Source organism: Phyllobacterium chamaecytisi (genome assembly GCF_020164455.1).
Lineage (GTDB): Bacteria > Pseudomonadota > Alphaproteobacteria > Rhizobiales > Rhizobiaceae > Phyllobacterium > Phyllobacterium chamaecytisi.
The window spans coordinates 154,428-171,404 of record NZ_JAIQWW010000004.1; the positions used below are offsets into that span (position 1 = coordinate 154,428).

19 protein-coding genes are annotated in these 16,977 nt (G+C 55.5%); 9 read left to right on the forward strand and 10 right to left on the reverse strand.

Going from position 1 to position 16,977, the window contains the following annotated elements; all coding sequences use genetic code 11:
• Position 1: 1 nt before the first annotated feature.
• Both LB462_RS08085 and LB462_RS08090 read right to left on the reverse strand, forming a co-directional pair.
• Complete coding sequence (locus tag LB462_RS08085; RefSeq protein WP_224506775.1) at positions 2 to 1,243, reverse strand: 3-methyl-2-oxobutanoate dehydrogenase (2-methylpropanoyl-transferring) subunit alpha; 1,242 nt, start codon at positions 1,241 to 1,243, stop codon at positions 2 to 4.
• Positions 1,244 to 1,666: 423 nt separating this feature from the next.
• Positions 1,667 to 2,809, reverse strand: coding sequence for a DUF2336 domain-containing protein (locus tag LB462_RS08090; protein ID WP_224506776.1), 1,143 nt, complete (start codon positions 2,807 to 2,809; stop codon positions 1,667 to 1,669).
• 158 nt (positions 2,810 to 2,967) lie between these two features.
• Between LB462_RS08090 and LB462_RS08095 the strand changes: the two genes are divergently transcribed.
• Together LB462_RS08095 and LB462_RS08100 are read left to right on the forward strand one after the other, a co-directional pair.
• The gene (locus LB462_RS08095; RefSeq protein WP_370637096.1) at positions 2,968 to 3,426 is read left to right on the forward strand and encodes a MaoC family dehydratase; all 459 of its coding nucleotides are present in this window, start codon (positions 2,968 to 2,970) and stop codon (positions 3,424 to 3,426) included.
• A complete protein-coding gene (locus LB462_RS08100) occupies positions 3,426 to 4,292 on the forward strand; it encodes an HpcH/HpaI aldolase/citrate lyase family protein (protein WP_224507110.1) in 867 nt (288 codons plus the stop codon). The genes LB462_RS08095 and LB462_RS08100 overlap by 1 nt, the downstream gene beginning before the upstream one ends.
• Here the strand turns inward: LB462_RS08100 and LB462_RS08105 are convergent.
• Positions 4,281 to 4,895 carry a flavin reductase family protein gene (locus tag LB462_RS08105; RefSeq protein ID WP_224506778.1) on the reverse strand — a complete coding sequence of 205 codons (615 nt, stop codon included), beginning with the start codon at positions 4,893 to 4,895 and terminating at the stop codon, positions 4,281 to 4,283. The genes LB462_RS08100 and LB462_RS08105 overlap by 12 nt on opposite strands.
• Positions 4,896 to 4,903: 8 nt before the next feature.
• Positions 4,904 to 5,497 carry a nitroreductase family protein gene (locus LB462_RS08110; RefSeq protein ID WP_112531332.1) on the reverse strand — a complete coding sequence of 198 codons (594 nt, stop codon included), beginning with the start codon at positions 5,495 to 5,497 and terminating at the stop codon, positions 4,904 to 4,906.
• Between the two features lie 158 nt (positions 5,498 to 5,655).
• Here LB462_RS08110 and LB462_RS08115 point away from each other — a divergent pair, with 158 nt between their 5' ends.
• Entirely contained in the window at positions 5,656 to 6,660 is a 1,005-nt protein-coding gene (locus LB462_RS08115; RefSeq protein WP_370637097.1) for an RgsD C-terminal domain-containing protein, read from the forward strand.
• On the opposite strand, the gene LB462_RS08120 is transcribed toward LB462_RS08115, so the two are convergent.
• The 4 genes from LB462_RS08120 to LB462_RS08135 form a co-directional block, all read right to left on the reverse strand.
• Positions 6,661 to 7,479, reverse strand: coding sequence for a lysophospholipid acyltransferase family protein (locus LB462_RS08120; protein WP_224506779.1), 819 nt, complete (start codon positions 7,477 to 7,479; stop codon positions 6,661 to 6,663).
• A 97-nt stretch (positions 7,480 to 7,576) separates the two neighbouring features.
• The gene (thrS, locus tag LB462_RS08125) at positions 7,577 to 9,565 is read right to left on the reverse strand and encodes a threonine--tRNA ligase (protein ID WP_224506780.1); all 1,989 of its coding nucleotides are present in this window, start codon (positions 9,563 to 9,565) and stop codon (positions 7,577 to 7,579) included.
• Positions 9,566 to 9,680: 115 nt separating this feature from the next.
• Positions 9,681 to 10,046, reverse strand: coding sequence for a membrane protein insertion efficiency factor YidD (gene yidD, locus LB462_RS08130; protein ID WP_224506781.1), 366 nt, complete (start codon positions 10,044 to 10,046; stop codon positions 9,681 to 9,683).
• A 5-nt stretch (positions 10,047 to 10,051) separates the two neighbouring features.
• Positions 10,052 to 10,498, reverse strand: a complete 447-nt coding sequence (locus tag LB462_RS08135; RefSeq protein ID WP_112531327.1) for an iron-sulfur cluster assembly scaffold protein — start codon at positions 10,496 to 10,498, stop codon at positions 10,052 to 10,054.
• 272 nt (positions 10,499 to 10,770) lie between these two features.
• Between LB462_RS08135 and folE the strand changes: the two genes are divergently transcribed.
• The 3 genes from folE to LB462_RS08150 all read left to right on the forward strand — a co-directional run bounded on the left by folE (position 10,771) and on the right by LB462_RS08150 (position 13,066).
• The gene (folE, locus tag LB462_RS08140; RefSeq protein ID WP_112531326.1) at positions 10,771 to 11,397 is read left to right on the forward strand and encodes a GTP cyclohydrolase I FolE; all 627 of its coding nucleotides are present in this window, start codon (positions 10,771 to 10,773) and stop codon (positions 11,395 to 11,397) included.
• Positions 11,398 to 11,414: 17 nt separating this feature from the next.
• A complete protein-coding gene (gene hisI / locus LB462_RS08145) occupies positions 11,415 to 11,837 on the forward strand; it encodes a phosphoribosyl-AMP cyclohydrolase (RefSeq protein ID WP_224506782.1) in 423 nt (140 codons plus the stop codon).
• Positions 11,838 to 12,097: 260 nt separating this feature from the next.
• Complete coding sequence (locus LB462_RS08150) at positions 12,098 to 13,066, forward strand: patatin family protein (RefSeq protein WP_224506783.1); 969 nt, start codon at positions 12,098 to 12,100, stop codon at positions 13,064 to 13,066.
• 6 nt (positions 13,067 to 13,072) lie between these two features.
• Here the strand turns inward: LB462_RS08150 and LB462_RS08155 are convergent, their stop codons facing one another.
• Both LB462_RS08155 and LB462_RS08160 read right to left on the reverse strand, forming a co-directional pair.
• Positions 13,073 to 13,504, reverse strand: coding sequence for a CBS domain-containing protein (locus LB462_RS08155; RefSeq protein ID WP_224506784.1), 432 nt, complete (start codon positions 13,502 to 13,504; stop codon positions 13,073 to 13,075).
• Positions 13,505 to 13,614: 110 nt separating this feature from the next.
• On the reverse strand, positions 13,615 to 14,349 hold the full coding sequence (locus LB462_RS08160) for a rhomboid family intramembrane serine protease (RefSeq protein ID WP_224506785.1): 735 nt from the start codon (positions 14,347 to 14,349) through the stop codon (positions 13,615 to 13,617).
• A 310-nt stretch (positions 14,350 to 14,659) separates the two neighbouring features.
• Here LB462_RS08160 and LB462_RS08165 point away from each other — a divergent pair, with 310 nt between their 5' ends.
• The 3 genes from LB462_RS08165 (at position 14,660) to LB462_RS08175 (ending at position 16,976) form a co-directional block, all read left to right on the forward strand.
• Positions 14,660 to 15,292 (forward strand): PAS domain-containing protein, encoded by a 633-nt coding sequence (locus tag LB462_RS08165; protein ID WP_224506787.1) that lies wholly within the window; start codon positions 14,660 to 14,662, stop codon positions 15,290 to 15,292.
• Between the two features lie 106 nt (positions 15,293 to 15,398).
• Positions 15,399 to 16,007 (forward strand): PilZ domain-containing protein, encoded by a 609-nt coding sequence (locus LB462_RS08170; RefSeq protein WP_224506789.1) that lies wholly within the window; start codon positions 15,399 to 15,401, stop codon positions 16,005 to 16,007.
• A gap of 372 nt (positions 16,008 to 16,379) precedes the next feature.
• Positions 16,380 to 16,976: a transglutaminase-like cysteine peptidase gene (locus LB462_RS08175; protein ID WP_224506792.1), complete on the forward strand. Its 597-nt coding sequence runs from the start codon at positions 16,380 to 16,382 to the stop codon at positions 16,974 to 16,976.
• Position 16,977 lies beyond the last annotated feature (1 nt).

The window sequence follows — 16,977 nt, forward strand, 5'->3', positions numbered from 1 at the left end:
GTCAGACTCCTGCCTGCTGGCGCTGGCGACGCAGATGCGGCGGCATTTCCTCGTAGACACCCTCGAACATGTCGCGGGCGGATGGCTTGCCTCCCGCATGCAATGTGCCGAAGCTTTCCGCTTCTTTTTGCGCTGCAACGACAGTGTCGAGAATTTCCGCCTCCGTCTGCTTGTGACGATCATCGGACCAGACACTGCGCCCGATCAGATGGTTCTTCAGCCGGATGACAGGGTCACCCAGTGGCCAGGCATCGGATTCTGTTTTGGGCCGGTATGCCGATGGATCATCGGAAGTGGAATGCGCGCCGGCACGGTAGGTAACATACTCGATCAACGTGGGCCCGAGATTGCGCCGGGCACGCTCGATGGCCCATTTTGCCACCGCAAAAACCGCCAGATAGTCGTTACCGTCAACACGCAGCGCCGGAATGCCAAATCCGAGACCACGCGCCGCAAATGTGCCCGAGCCGCCCCGTGCGATGCCCTGAAAAGTAGAAATCGCCCACTGGTTATTGACGATGTTCAGCACGATCGGCGCTTTGTAGGTCGATGCGAACACCAGCGATGCATGAAAATCGGATTCGGCCGTGGACCCGTCGCCAATCCATCCAGCCGCAATCTTGGTGTCATGTTTGATAGCCGATGCCATCGCCCATCCGACTGCCTGGATATATTGTGTCGCAAGGTTTCCCGAGATTGAAAAGAAGCCATGCTCTTTCGATGAATACATGATCGGCAGCTGGCGGCCTTTAAGCGGATCGCGCTCGTTGGAGTAGATCTGGCACATCATCTCGACCATCGGATAGTCATCTGCAATCAAAAGGCCAGCCTGCCGGTAGGTCGGAAAATTCATGTCACCGGGCGCAAGCGCCTTGCGAAAGGCGCAGCTCACGGCTTCTTCGCCAAGATGCTGCATATAGAACGAGGTTTTGCCTTGGCGCTGGGCGATTTGCATCCGCGCATCGAATGTGCGCAGCGTCATCATATGCCGCAGCCCCTCGATCAATTGATCGTCGGTCAACAGACCCGCCCACGGGCCGACAGCTTCACCGTCGCGGTTTAGAACCCGAATGATCGAGAAGGCCAGATCGCGTATGTCCTCGGGATTGGCATCGACTTCCGGACGCCGTATCGCGCCGGCCTCATCAAGCTCCACATTGGAAAAATCTGGCGCACCGCCGGGCCGCACCGCCGGTTCGGGCACGTGCAGGCTAAGCGGCCCAAATTCACCATCATCGGACATAATACAGACCTCCCAATCACGCGTATCGTGCCGTACACTATCATGAAAAATCACGCGGGCAGCATTGGCTTTTCCAAGGAATTCCGGACGGTTACCACGCTTTTCTGATGAGATATTCCGTATAACACCCTGAACTTGTTGAAAGTTCCGGCGAATATTTTATGGGCGGGTGAAATCGAGCCCGGCAAAAAAGCAATTTTTCGCCACTTCACCGGCAGCGCGCGCATTTATGCGATCAAAGCCTGAATGGATTTTGTAATGAAATGTTCGGCGGAAGGGCCAGAGCCTGACCGAAAATTCGACAGGGGGTGGCGAAAATGGTGATTTCCGAGCACCGAAGCGGAGCGTACGTTGGGTACGTGAGCATCGGAGCGCAGAAAAGCGCCATTTGCAGCCCGCCTTGGCGAATTTACGTTCAGGCTCTTACGCGGCGGCGATTGCCATTGCATGATCCCGCGCATCTTCCCGAATTGCCTCGAGATATATCCTCTTGAGCAGCGATAGCATGTCGTCATTGGCAGCGGCAGGAACAGCACCATTGGTAGCCGGCGCGACGTGCTCGATCATTCTGCGCACAATTTCCTGCGAATTGATAACCAGTTTGCCATTGGCAACGCCGTGCCAACTGTTGAGCGCCACTCGCAGCGGCTGATGCGTACTTGCGGGAAGGCCGGCAGCGCTGAACAATGCACACAATGCCGTGGCCCGGCCATCGATCAAAAGGCTTCGCACGCGCGCCAGGCTATAGCCCGAGAGCATAACAAGGATCGCACCGAAGAAATCGATCTTTCCGCACGCAACGATCCGGATGACGAATGCAGTCGTGAGGTCACCGCGCAACTGCAGGTGCTCGATCAATGCCGGATATTCCTCAACCGAGGTCTCCGCCACAAGGGTGATCGATGCCTTGACGCAAGCTTCCTGCGTAACGCGCCTTGCCCGCCGCTCGCCCATCAATGCCACAACAATGTCCATCTGGCACAGCGCTTCGGCGATGCAGATTGCCAAGGCATGGCGGCAATCGGCAGGCAATCGCTCATTGTCGACAAGGAGGGCGCGAATTTCAGCCACATGACCCAAGCGCTCGATCAAGCGGCGAAAGCTGATGTGAGCTATCTGCGCCTGGGTGTTGGCCAGAAGCTCCAGCACGGCAATGGTCTCGCCGATCTCAATGATTGCAGCGCTGACCGCAATTGATACCTTGGGCCTCGCCGCTATGACTTTCTGTGCGTCGCCACTTCCGCCGGCTACACAATCGATCAGATCGGCATCGCTGAGAAGCACGGATCGCGCCAGCATATAGGTGGCGATCTCTATTTGATCGCGGGCAAGACCGGCAACGATGTGAATTGGGGCATGAGCGCTTGTGGAGAACACGTCGGCAAGCGCCAACCGCACTTTTGGCGAAGGATCGTCCAGGAGCAGCGTCAATACGGTCTCTGTGGCACAACGTTCGTCGAAATCGAGGTCGGAATGCAGGTAAATATGGGCCAACGCAGCCGCTGCATGACAACGCTGCGCAACCGAAACATTATCAATCATTTTCAGATAGTGCTGTACCGACATTTATCTTGCGCCCCACAGTCTTTGTTAAATTAGACTTTAGTGGCAAAAGGTTTACGAACGGTTCACCATGTCGATTAACCATAACAAGGCGGCAGCACGCACGTGTTGCGATCCCGGTAAAGCCGACCTAGACTCCTGCAAAAGAGGAGACGCGAGAAATCATGGCAGGGCTATATCTGGAAGACTTTGAAATCGGACATGTATTCCAGCACGCGCTGCGCAAGACTGTCACCGAGAGCGACAACATGCTGTTTACGGTCATGACCCTCAATCCGCAGCCGCTGCACATCGATTTCGAATATGCCAGCAAGACAGAATGGGGCAAGCCGCTGGTGAATTCGTTGTTTACGCTTGGCCTGATGATTGGCATTTCGGTCAACGATACAACTGTGGGCACGACGATTGCCAATCTTGGCATGACCGACGTGACATTCCCCGCCCCGCTGTTTCATGGCGATACCGTGCGGGTCGAAACACAGGTGATCTCGGCCCGAAAATCCAAATCAAAGCCGGATCGGGGCATCGTCGAATTCGAGCACCGGGCTTTCAATCAATTCGGTGTACTTGTCGCGAAATGCACACGGCAAGCCATGATGAAATCGAAGGCCGCCGCCTGATGCGCTCGCTCTTGTTCGTTCCGGGCGATTCTGAAAAGAAGCTGGAGAAGGGCTTGACCAGCGGGGCCGACGTCTTGCTGATCGACCTTGAGGATTCGGTGAGTGTCGAGCGCAAGGAAGCGGCAAGAACAATAGCCGCCGAGTTTCTTGCTGCAAACCGAGACAGGCCCTCGCCGCGCCTGTTCGTTCGCATCAATGACCTCACCAGCGGTCTGGCGGATGACGACCTAGCGGCGGTGATGCCATCCCTTCCCCATGGAATTCTCCTGCCAAAATCCAACAGCGGCAAGGATGTGACACGGCTCTCGGCCAAACTCAACGTTTGCGAAGCGCGTACAGGCGTCGAGGAAGGATCGACACAGATAATCGCCATCATCACCGAAACTGCGATCGGGACACTCTCGGCGGCGAGTTATCCTGGCGCATCAACCCGTCTGATTGGCTTGAGCTGGGGGGCGGAAGACCTGTCTGCGGCAATCGGCGCTCGCACCGCCCGCAACGAGTCCGGGCGTTATACGGATATCTTCCGGCTGGCTCGGGCAGTGACGATCCTCGGTGCATCGGCGGCAGATGTTGCCTCGATTGACACGGTCTATATCAACTACCGCGATGATGAGGGGCTCGCGCGTGAATGCGCTGAGGCTGAACGCGACGGGTTTACCGCCAAGCTGGCCATTCATCCAGCGCAGATACCGATCATCAATCACGCGTTTACACCGTCGCCGGAGTCCGTGGCGCATGCCCGAAGGATAATTGACGCGTTTGCCGCTGACCCCGCTGCCGGTGTGATCGGTATCGATGGCGAGATGGTCGACCGTCCGCATCTGCGACGGGCAGAGCGGCTTATCGCTCGTTCAGCTCGCTGATTCATCCCACTTTGGGCGGAACATCTGGAACGTGTCGGAAACCGAAGCGAAATCCATATAGCCGAGGCGTGAAACCGGCTGGGCTTTCGTCATGTCCACGAGGCCGCCGGTCAGGATTTCTTCGCTTATATGCACGCCAACCACTTCGCCGATGACCATGATCGAAGCCACCGGGTTACCGTGGCGATCTTTCGGATTGCGGATTTCGGTCACGACGCATTCCAGCGTCGAAAAGGCTTCAGCCACACGCGGCGCATTGATCATCGTGCAGTCGACCGGCGTCAGCCCGGAGTACTCGAACTCGCTGACGCCGCGCGGTGCATTCACCGACGTTGCGTTCATGGCGACGGCAAGGTTTGCGCTGACCAGATTAGCGGCGAACTCGCCGGTCTCTTCGATAAAGGACACACTGTCCTTGTGACCCTCGGAACAAAACATGATGAGACAAGGCTTGGTGCTGATCATGTTGAAAAAGGAGTATGGCGCGAGATTGACCTTGCCGTCCTTCGAGCGGCTGGAAATCCATCCGATCGGTCTCGGGGCAACTATAGCCTTCAACGGATCATGCGGCAGGCCGTGGCCATCCTCGTATTTGTAGAACATCTAGGGTCCTAGCCTTCCCACGGGCCCGAATATTCCGACAGTATATCCTTGATCTCGGGTCGCGGACGTTCCGGAACCTTCTGGGCGCAAGTACCTATATGGACGAAGCCGGTTACGCGCTCATGCGGCGCCAGCCCAAGCAGTGCGCGGCCCTTTTCATCGGATGCGTACCAGTTGCTGATCCAGTTGGTGGCATAGCCAAGCGCGTTGGCCGCAAGAGAAAGCTTCATCGCCGCGGCGCCGGAAGACAGGAACTGCTCCCATTCCGGAATATGATGCTCGACCGGCGAGAAAACCACGCCAATCACCAATGGTGCGCGGGCGAAGCGCTTGAGTTCCTGATCGCGGCGCTGCTCAGTCAGCGGACCTTCGCGCTCTTCAGCAAGATCGGCAAGATATTTGCCAATCTGAACACGCGCTTCTCCCCGGTAGAGGATAAAGCGCCAAGGAGTGAGCCGGCCATGATCGGGCACCCGCGAGGCGATACGAATCATCGTCTGGATTTCATCGTCCGAAGGCGCCGGAAGACCAATGGCCGAGATAGGCGTCGAACTGCGGGTTGACAGGAATTCTATGATCGAATTGGGAGCGGATGTATCCATGTTTTAAAACGGCGGTCCTGATTTAAGTCGTATACTTGCTTGCGCGGACAATGTGGTGGTTTCATCCGCCAAGTAAAGGTAGCACGCTAAGAAAAAGCCTTGAAATTGCCATCGGCTTCGGATCAAACCGTTTCATGGGTGTATTCCAGTTTATTTCAATGGGCGGCAAGTCCCTAAAATGTGCGCTGCTGCTTGTAACCATGGGGTTCGCCAGCATCTCCGGCGCATCCGCGCAGGCGCTTGCGCCCGAATTACCTGAAGTGCCGCCACTCGATATTCCCAACATCCCCAATCTTAAAGGGTACGCCAATCCGAAGGCTCCCGAGAACAACCCGTTTGCCAACGAACCGGAACTCGTGCTGTCAGCCAAACTTTCCGACAAGGGCCAAGCAATTCCACGTGGTCTCGTTTGGCGTGTATTCTCACCGGAGCCAAGCGGCGACGGCAAACTGGCACTGCTGGCGACTGCCAAGGGTGGAACGACCTCGTTCAACCTGGCTCCCGGCAGCTATCTGGTACATGTAGCTTTCGGTCGCGCAGGCGCGACGAAGCGAATTACCATGACCCGCGCCAAGCGCACGGAAACGATGATCCTCGATGCCGGCGGAGTGAAACTCAACGCGACCCTTTCAGGCGGCGGGCGCATACCGCCGGATCAGCTGCGATTTTCCATCTATGAAGATCACGCCGACCAGAGCGGCGAACGTGCACTGATCATCCCGGACGTCAAACCTGATAGCGTGGTGCGCCTCAATACCGGCACCTACCAGATCGTCTCCAACTACGGCACCGCGAACGCTGTGATCCGCTCGGATATCCGTGTCGAGGCCGGCAAAATCACGGAAGCCAACGTGGAACACCGTGCCGCATTGCTGACGATGAAGCTCGTGCGCGAGGCTGGCGGCGAGGCGCTGGCCGATACTGCCTGGTCCGTCCTGACGACGTCCGGCGACATCGTGCGGGAAAGCGTCGGCGCCTTTGCTTCGATCGTCCTGGCGGAAGGCGAGTATGTCATCATCGCCAAGAACAAGGACCGCATCTACCAGCGCGATTTCAAGGTCGTCGCCGGCCGCAATCAGGATGTTGAAGTGATCGCATCCGAAGCCGCAAGCTCACCGGCAACGACGAACCAACCTGCCGAGGGCGAAGAGCCACTTGATTGATCAATAGGCTCTGTGCTCCAGCGAGAAAACCGCATTGTAAAGATATTCGAGCAATTGCTTGCGGTCTTCCAGCGGCTTCAATTCGTCCCAGCTAATAACCCGGCCGATCCGCACATTGATTGCCTTACCGGACAATCTGCGAAATTCGCGTATCAGCAGCGAAATGCGCAAAGTCATCGAAACTTTGCTCGCGAGGTGGAAGAAGCGCCCGTTCTGTCCGCCGAAATAGACCGGGATCACCGAGGCCTTAGCTTGCTGCACGAGCTTTGCCGGAAAAATCTTCCAGGGCAAATCCTCTGCCCTGCCAAAGCCCTTGGGCGCTGTCGCAACACCACCGGCCGGAAAGACGACGATCGTTACGCCCTGCTTCAAAAGCCGCACGGCCTCGTGACGGGTCGCCATATTCATCGTCATGGCTTCCTTCGTTTCGTCGAAACAGACAGGAAGCGCATAGGGACGAATTTCCGGCACCTTCATCAGATCATTGTTGATGAGAACGCGGAATGGCCGACCGAGCTGCTCGGCCAATGCCAGAGACGCAATGCCGTCGCCGATGCCAAAAGGATGGTTGGCTATGATCACCAACGGCGTATCGGGAAGATTTTGCGGTGGCCACTGGTCCTGAACGTCGAGACGGATGTTGATCAGATCCATCATGCGACAGAAAACATCGATACCCGCTGGGACGATGTCGCTCCGCCACGTATTATAGAGCCCGGCATAGTAGTTGCGACCGGAAAGGCCTTCGATCGAGCGGATAAGCCATTGGGTCAGGCGGGTCTGCGTGTCGTTGGCATAAGAAAGCTCTGGAAACTGCACGTGGACTCCGCAAAATATTGAAACAGCTCAGATTTTCTCAACACTATATGACAGCGTGATGAAGCCACCACGCTGTCATATTTCATGTTCGCTTAGATCACTCGGCCGCCGCGCGCAACAGATCCGGCGGCGTTGCTTCGCTCCTGAGCTGCTCGATCGCATCATCCAGCTTCAACGAGGTCTGGTTCTGCGAACCGAGGCGGCGCATATTGACGGAACGCTCCTCGGCTTCGCGCATGCCGCAAACGAGTATGACCGGCACCTTCTGCAGGGAATGCTCCCGAACCTTGTAGTTGATCTTCTCGTTGCGGAAGTCGGTGATGACCTGCAGACCGGCGGCCTTCAGCTCCTTGGCGACCTGCTTGCCATATTCATCGGCTTCCGAAGTGATCGTTGCGACCACAACTTGCACCGGCGCAAACCACAGCGGCATGTGACCTGAATAGTTCTCGATCAGGATGCCGAGAAAACGTTCCATCGAACCGCAAATGGCGCGATGGATCATCACCGGCTGCTTCTTCTCCGAGGTGGAGTCGATGTAGAAAGCGCCGAAACGCTCAGGGAGGTTGAAATCCACCTGCGTCGTGCCGCATTGCCAGTCGCGCCCGATAGCATCACGCAGCACATATTCGAACTTGGGACCGTAGAAGGCACCCTCGCCCGGATTGATCGACGTCTTGATCTTGCCGCCAGACTGTTCCTCAATCGTCTTGAGTACCTGGCCCATGACTTCTTCGGCGCGGTCCCACAACTCATCCGAACCGACGCGCTTATCGGGACGCGTCGACAGTTTCACCGTGATGCCTTCAAATCCGAAATCGGCATAGGTCGTGAGGATCAGATCGTTGATGCGCAGGCATTCCGCCGCCATCTGCTCGTCAGTGCAGAAAATATGTGCATCGTCCTGCGTGAAGCCACGCACGCGCATCAGGCCATGCAACGCGCCCGAAGGCTCATAGCGATGCACGTTGCCGAATTCCGCAAGCTTCACCGGCAGATCGCGGTATGATTTCAGCCCATGCTTGAAGATCATGACATGGCCGGGACAGTTCATGGGCTTCAGCGCAAACACACGCTCGTCGTCGGTCTCGTCACCGGCGACAGTAACCTTGAACATATTATCACGGTACCAGCCCCAATGACCGGACGTCTCCCACAGCGATTTGTCGAGCACCTGCGGCGCATTGACTTCGCTGTAACCATGGCTGTCCAGCCGACGCCGCATGTAGCTGACGAGGCTCTGGAACATCTTCCAGCCTTTCGGATGCCAGAATACTACGCCCGGGCCCTCTTCCTGGAAGTGGAACAGATCCATTTCGCGCCCGAGACGACGGTGATCGCGCTTCTCCGCCTCTTCCAGCATGTGCAGATAGGAATTGAGATCAGCATCATTGTTGAAAGCCGTCCCATAGATACGGCTCAGCATCGGATTGTTGCTGTCGCCGCGCCAGTAGGCACCCGCAACCTTCATCAACTTGAAGGAATTGCCAATCTGGCCGGTCGAGACCATATGCGGGCCGCGGCAAAGATCGTACCAGTCGCCTTGGCGATAGATCTTCAGATCCTGGCCTTCGGGAATGGCATCGACGAGCTCCACCTTATATGCCTCGCCCTTCTCGGCGAAAACCTTGCGCGCCTTTTCGCGTGACCAGATTTCCTTCGTGAACGGCTTGTTGCGGGCAATGATCTCCCGCATCTTCTTCTCGATCACCGGCAGGTCATCCGGCGTGAATGGTTCGTTCTTGGCGAAATCGTAGTAAAAGCCATTCTCGATCACCGGGCCGATCGTGACCTGTGTTCCGGGAAACAACTCCTGCACCGCCTCGGCGAGAACATGGGCACAATCATGCCGGATCAATTCCAACGCGCGCGGGTCTTCCCGCGTCAGGATTTCGATCGAGCCTGAACCCTGCAACGGATCGGACAGATCGCGCACAGTGCCATCCACCGCATAGGCGACAGCTTTCTTGGCAAGTGATTTGGAAATGGATTCAGCAAGTTCCGCGCCGGTCATGGCAGCGTCATATTCGCGCTTCGAGCCATCGGGGAATTGCATGGATACAGTTTTGGCAACTGTTTGTGACATCGATTTTCTCCTATCCAGTCCCGCCAACGATTGCGGGTGGTATCCAGCTTGCCGGAAACCGCTCCGGCGGGCGCACTTCTAAATGCTGTTTTGTCCGGCGTAAAGTGCTTAAAGTTCAAGTCTGAGGGCGATGAAGGCTCCAAAAGCGCCAGGGCATATACCAAAGAAACCGCCCATCCAGTACGGTCGGGACCGGATCCAGCCCGTGCGTACCGCCTGGCCCGCAGCGGACAAACCGGAAGAGACCCATCCAACCTCCGGTCCACAGGCCATAGCGGGCGACGGATTCGTAAGTATATTCCGAGCAGGTGGGAATATGGCGGCAGGAATTTCCAATAAATCCGGACAAGGTGAGCTGGTAGAGTCTGATCAGCCCTGTTCCTAACAAGCGTCCTGGCGTTTTCCGCCAGGATCCTTGCCAGTTACGCGAATATTTGCTGACAATCTTCGGCGTATGATCATGTACTGGTTTTTCACACATCGGTTTCAGGCTGCGGCTTCGGCGTTTTTCTTCTCGATCTGGTCAAGGCAATCCACCACAGCGTCAAATGTCAGCATCGTGGAATTGTGGCGCGCTTTATAGTCGCGCACCGGCTCAAGAAACTTCAGATCTTCGAACCTGCCCTCCGGCGGCGTACCGTTTTCCTTCAGCATCTTGAACATTCGGTCCCTGACGTCGCGCAGCTCCTGTGCCGTCGCGCCGATGACATGCCGCGCCATGATCGACGACGAAGCTTGCCCCAACGCGCAAGCCTTCACATCATGGGCAAAATCTGAAACGACGCCATCCTCAACCTTGAGGTCGACGGTAACAGTCGAGCCACAAAGTTTTGAATGAGCGGTGGCCGATGCATCCGGCTCCTCGAGACGCCCGAGCCGCTGGATGTTTCCGGCAAATTCCAGGATACGCGTGTTGTAGACGTCATTGATCATAATGAATGCCCGTTTTTCGACACAGTGTTCACCGCAAACGCGTCATTGTGCATCGCTTTGACCCTATGAATCCCGATTTCAATCTCTATATAGTATTGGAGCGCACCAGCACAAAGTCGCATGTATTAAATTTTCGCGATGCGTTATTGTGTTGGTCGGGGCTGGAAACGTCTTCCAGCTCGCCTTCAATACACCGTCCGTTCCGATGGAGCGACTATCGTGTATTGCCGTTTAACTCGTCGCTCCTTTGAGGGCGGCTACGGGAGATCGCGATGGATGCTATAATCAAAGTCCTGCAATCGGCAGCCGCCAAGCAGGACAATAATCGACGCCCCACTCAGGAAGAAGCCGAAGCAGCCGTTCGCACGCTACTGCTTTGGGCTGGCGATAATCCGGACCGCGAAGGTCTGTTGGATACGCCGCAACGAGTGGCCAACACATACAAGGAATTGTTCTCCGGTTATGCGCAGGATCCGGCCGACGTGCTCGGCCGTACCTTCGAGGAAGTCGCCGGATACGAGGACATGATCCTCATTCAGGATATTCCGTTCTTCTCGCACTGCGAACATCATATGGTGCCGATCATCGGCAAGGCGCATGTGGCTTACCTGCCCGATGGCGAGAAGGTCGTTGGCTTGTCGAAAATCGCCCGCGTGGTCGACATGTTTGCGCACCGCCTGCAGACACAGGAAAGCATGACAGCGCAGATCGCCAATGCAATCCAGGAGTCGCTGCGCCCGCGCGGTGTTGCGGTCATGATCGAGGCGGAACACATGTGCATGGCTATGCGCGGCATCCGCAAAGCCGGTTCGACGACCACCACGACGACCTTTACCGGATCGTTCAAGACTGAAATCAACGAGCAGGTACGGTTCATGACACTCGTCAGGGGCCGTTAGTTTCCAGAATTGGTATTATGCCGAACGATTTGTTCTCCGCTTCCCTGAGCGACAAACATAACAATGAAGAAGGCGCGGTGTTCGCACCGCGCTTCGATGCGTCCGGATTGGTAACGACGGTCGTTACAGATGCCAGTGACGGCCAACTGCTGATGGTCGCGCACATGAACGCTGATGCGCTGAAATTGACGCTGGAAACCGGCATCGCACATTATTGGTCGCGCTCACGTAAGTCCCTCTGGAAAAAGGGCGAAACATCCGGAAATTTACAGACGGTGGTCGAAATGCGCACCGACTGCGACCAGGATGCCCTGTGGTTGAAAGTAACTGTCGCCGGCGATGGCCCGACCTGCCACACCGGACGCCGCTCGTGCTTTTATCGTCAGATCGTCACGACGAATGGAACATCATCATTGGTAATGCAGTTAGAGACAAAGTAGAGGCCTTCCTGGCCGTGAAACCACTACAGCTCCTTGTATCCGAAAAGATGGCCTCACACCATTTCGACCCCATAACGCATTCACGACCTAGCCATACGGACAATAATGGTCAGGAAAACCTCTATGCCTCGCAACCGCCATCATCGTCTTTTGTAATCCCATTTCATTGGTTGGCTAATGGGTCACAAATCCGCAATATTCATCCTTTGGATACCAATACAAAGGAATAATGAAAGAGCAGTGTTTCAGGAGTATATGTCATGCTCGAATGGGCATCGCGCCGGATGCGCGCGGCAGAACCGATCGGTATCGATAACACTCCGGACGTGCCAGTAATCACGCCGGAAGTGCCTCGCGACCGCAAGACGCCCATTGCGCTTGCGCTTGGTGGCGGCGCTGCCCGCGGTTGGGCGCATATCGGCGTACTGCGTGCCCTTGATGAGGCTGGCATAGAAATTTCCATGATTGCCGGAACATCGATCGGCGCCCTTGTTGGCGGTTGCTATCTGGGCGGCAAGCTTGATCAGCTTGAGGATTTTGCCCGCAGCCTGACCAAGCGAGGCCTTTTCAGCCTGCTCGACCTGCGTTTTCGGGGCAACGGCCTTTTCGGCGGCATGAAACTCGATCGCCGCCTGCGCGAGCACCTCGAAGAACTCGCTATTGAAGATCTGCCAAAGCGCTTTATTGCCGTATGCACCGAGATCAATACCGGTCATGAAATCTGGTTGACACGAGGCAGCCTGATAACCGCGATGCGGGCTTCCTATGCCTTGCCCGGCGTGTTCGAACCTGTCGAATGCAATGGCAGGACACTCGTCGATGGTGCACTGGTAAACCCGGTTCCCGTCGCGGTCTGCCGGTCTTACGAGCATCCGCTGGTTGTCGCCGTCAACCTGCACTATGACCAGTTTGGCCGAGCCGCTGTCATCAAGCATGCAGCGGAAGCTCCAAATCCTGGTTTGGTCGATGGCGAAGCAGTTCGTGCCCACCCTTCCTATTCCAAGCGGCTGGGCATCACCGGTGTCATGATGGAATCGTTCAACATAATCCAGGACCGGATTTCACGTGCACGTATGGCAGGAGATCCGCCTGACATCATGCTGATGCCGAAGATCGGTCATGTTGGTCTCGCTGAATTCCATCGTGCCGACGAGGCGATCAAACTCGGCTATGAAGAAACCATGGCGCGCGTCGGCGAACTGGAGCGCATGCAAAAACTCGTTTTTTGAACCGCTTCAGGCAGTGGCGATATAGCTGCGAATCTCTTCCGACTCGCGCTCCACTTCCTCGATACGAAGTTTGACGACATCACCGATCGAGACAATTCCGTGCAAATGCCCGTCCTTTTCCACGGGCAGATGGCGAAACCGGCCTTGCGTCATGATTTCCATGACCTGATTAATAGTGTGCTTCTCACTGCAGACCTTGACCTTCATGGTCATGCTTTCCGAAATCGGCTTCCATAAGGCATCGGCCCCCTGGGCGGCAATTTGCCTGACAACGTCGCGTTCGGACAAAATGCCCTTGATGGCATTGTTCCGGTCACAAACGACAATTGCACCGATCTTGTGCTTTGCGAGGATCGTAATTGCATCGCCGAGCGTCGTCTCCGGCGGCGTGCTGAATACGTCATAGCCTTTTCGTTCGAGAATCAGTTTGACAGTCATGTACATCCTCCTTGCACATTGGCTTCTCGATCACCGTATCATCCCCCGGATACATCCGATGATCTAATTCATGGTGCGCGTATGCGCTGCCTATTGCAACTATTTTGCAATTATACCATCAATTCCGGATCCATTCGACCATTGTCACGCCTGTCGAACAAGGAAATGCCCAGAAAGCCGACAAGGAAGCCGCCAATATGCGCTTCCCAGGCAATCGTCGCAGAACTATCGACGCCGACGGAGAGCATTCCGGTTAGAATATTGGTGACAAACCACACGCCGAGGAAGGTCAGGACGGTTCGCATGCGAAGCGCCACCACGATAGGCAGGATATCGCCGACAAAGGCCGCAGAATTGCGCAAGGGGGAGCGGCGGAAACCGAAGCGCGCCGCCGCACCCATCATGCCGGAAATCGCGCCTGACGCACCCACCAAAGGTGCGATACTGTCCGGATAGACGGCAAAATGCGTCATCACGGCAGCGATCGATGTTACGATCCAGAACAGGGTCGTCCGCAACGGACCAATCCGCGCCGCCAGTGGTGACCCGAAGGCAGCCAGCCAGATCATATTGAGCGCTATATGGGCGATGCTCCCATGCATCAGTGAGTAGGTCACGGTTGTCAGCCAGGCGGCCGGTGATGTGAACCCGCCATACTCTGAAAAACGGGCCGGAATGAAAGCGAAATTCAAAAGAAATTCATTGTTCTGCTCATCGCTCAGGACATAGGTTTCCAGAACGAAGACAACGCCGCATAGGCCCATGATGGCCAATATGACACCCGGAATATTGAAGATCGGCTCGCCCCTTGTGGACCGGTTCCGGATATCCGCTGGATCGTTCATTCTTGTTCATGGCCTTTGTTGCTGATGACGAACGCTATCTGGTTCGGGTCTCGGGTGCAAAGCCCCACGAACAGAAAAAAGACCGCTCAGTGGGTCTGGGCGGCCTCGAATTTCAGGATAGTTGATCATGCAAACTCTAGTGAAAGCACTGTCTCACAGCGCGGCTCACGGCTCAATCGAAACCACTTGTTAACCTTAATCGGCTGCCGCGGTGGAGACTACGCCATCTTTGGTGGCGCCAGCAGTTTGTCAGTGACAGAGTCCGGATGACAAGAAGAATCGCGTTGAGCGCCGAAAGCAGATGAACCCTATGCGGCATGATGGAACAAGCGAGCTTTTTGCCTATTGGAACAGGCTGCGCGGCACCCGCGCCGCGCCGGAGCGCCGGGAGATAGCACCCGCTTCGATCAGGAAATATCTCGCCGATACCTTTATCGTCCAGGCAATCGGATCGGGCGAGCCGCGCTTCCGCCTCGCCGGAACCCGCATATGTTCGGTCTATGGCCGGGAATTGAGGAGCGCGTCGTTTGGCTCACTCTGGCAGATAAAGGACCGAAGCAATATCGTACGCCTCATCAAGAACAGCATGACGAACAAGTCCGTCGTTCAGCTGACGTACGAAGGTAAGAGTACTCGTGGCCGCCGAGCCCTGTTCGAATTGATTCTTTTGCCACTCGCCAGCGAGGCCAATGAACGGCATCTCATAGGGATGATCATTTCACTGGGAAGGCCTTTCTGGCTCGAATCCGATCCTATCGTCGAAAACCGCCTCCAATCGATTTCGATCATCGATCCGCGTTACCCGGCGCGCAGCTTGGCCGGTGATTCCATTCTTACAGGTCCAGAGAATACGGCATCCGCAACCCTGCCCGCCGCGCGGACGATCATCAGCCGCAAGGTCGGGCATCTGCGCGTATTCGACGGCGGAAAAACCATCGACTAGGTTAGCAATTTCTAAGCAACGGCCGTCATCGTTACCTTCGCGTTAAGACTTGTGACGTAATCTTTCAACATCAGACACTGTCGATTCCCATATCTGGACAGCCTTCATGCAAATATACCGTGACGTTTCGAGCCCCAATCTTGCCGCCGCGGGCAAGTACTATAGCGTGAAAGTGCAACTATATGGTCGCTTCATGCTGGAGGATCGTACCGAGCACGTCTGCCAGATCGATGAAATGTCGCCCGGCGATGTCATCATCACCACGGATGTGATGGCGAACAATGGCGAGCGGGTTGTTGCCTACATTGACCATATTGGCCGCGTTGAAGGCACTATCGAGCGCATGGTCAATGGCGGGTTTCAAGTTTCCCTGACCGCATCGGATCGTAAGAAGAACAAGATTGCCGCGCAACTGACGTGGCTCGCCAATAAACATGAGCTGGACATGCCGGAAGACCGGCGTCACCAACGTGTTGCGCCGCGCAATCCTATCACGACGCTGTCGATGGCCGATGGCAGGCAATATCCTTGCCGTATCCTCGACCTCTCCATATCGGGAGCGGCCGTTGAATTGCGCATGCGCCCTGCCCTGAACAGCCAGGTTATCCTAGGTTCCATGCGTGGCCGTGTCGTCCGTCACTTCGAAGAAGGCATCGCAATCGAATTCGCAACAGTGCAAAGCCGCGAAGCGATCGATATCGCCTTCGAAGGGTAAAACCCTCTGCTCCCTGGATAAATTCCCCCAACCCGACGAAATCGGCTGCATTCCGTCGTGATTTTTTTCACATCCCGGATATTTTTTTGACAAAATTGCTGCCGAATTTCGGCAAGGTATCGCTCATCAGCGATCAGGCATTAAACCATCGTAAAGCAATTAATATTCGAATAAATGAATGCTTAATCGTATTAAGCTTCATTGAATACAATATATATCGTATTTAAATAAAACAGTAATATATATTAATACTTAGTTATAGTCTAATTAGTTTATTTTTTGCTACTAACTTGATTCATATTTACTCATCGACATTTCCGCTCGGTCAAACTCTCTCTGCCATTGTCGCCTCAACCGGGGAGACGACGGGAAATGATAAAAAATACAATCTTGCTTGGAGCGGCGTTCTTTTTGATGTGCATGACCGCACAAGCCGATTCGAACATGGCATTCATGAAGACAGGCGGGCGTACGTCTCAGCCGATCGGACATTACGAATTTTGCCAGTCCTATAGAACCGAATGCAATATAAAGAGCAGCGATGACAGCCCTGCACACTTAACCCCGAAGATCTGGAACCTCATGGTTCAAATCAACAGTCAGGTGAATGCACAGATCCAGCCCGCGACAGATATGGACATCTGGGGCAAGGCGGAAGTCTGGTCCTATCCGACGACTGTCGGCGATTGCGAAGACTACGTCCTTCTGAAGCGGAAGCTGCTCAATCAGAGCGGCGTGCCGATCAGTGATCTCCTGATCACTGTCGTTCGCCAGATGAACGGCGAAGGCCATGCGGTTCTCACCGTTCGCACGGATCGCGGCGATTACGTTCTCGACAACCTTGAACTAAGCATAAAGCCGTGGAACGAAACCAGCTACGACTATTTGAAGCGTCAGGCGGCGAACAATACCGGCGCATGGGTCTCGATCAATGACGAGCGCCAGCTCCTGGTCGGCAGTATCAAATAGG